The 539-nt window shown below is 65.1% G+C and carries 1 protein-coding gene; it reads right to left on the reverse strand.

Features of this window, described 5'->3' with window-relative positions; translation table 11 throughout:
* The coding region (locus ACV229_RS40695) for a two-partner secretion domain-containing protein (RefSeq protein ID WP_448088672.1) at nt 1–479 on the reverse strand (479 nt) is incomplete at its 3' end.
* Nucleotides 480–539: the final 60 nt, after the last annotated feature.

Genomic DNA, 539 nt, shown 5'->3' on the forward strand with positions numbered 1-539 from the left:
ACGTCCTTCGTCGACGCCACCAGACCACCCACGTTCACCTGCGCGCCCGCCCCGAACACCACCCCGTTCGGGTTCACCACGAACACCTTCCCGTTCGCGTCGATCTGGCCATGGATCTGGCTGCCGTTCGTCCCGATCACCCGGTTCAGTGCGATCGACTGGATCCCCGGCTGCTGGAACGACACCCGCTCCCCGCCGCCCACGCTGAAGTCCTGCCAGTTCGTGATCAGCTTGTCCGTGTGCTGGTTGATCGACATCGTCTTGCCGTCCGCCGACGTCGCGATGTCTGCCTTCCCCGACGCGACCGCGCCGCCCGTCGGCAGCGCATACGCGCTCGTGGCCGCCAGACCCAGCAGCGACACCCCCGCCGCCAGCAGGCGCTTGCCGCCGCCCGCCTTGCCGCGCCGGCGTGCGGTTTCGCTCACCGCGCACCAACCGCCCTGCGCTTCATTCCATACCAGCGAATAAGCCTTGTTCATTTGGAATCCTCTTTATCTGATTTTTGAATGCCCGTGCAAAAACGAGCAACCGATCACGCT

This window comes from Burkholderia sp. MR1-5-21, from assembly GCF_053427715.1.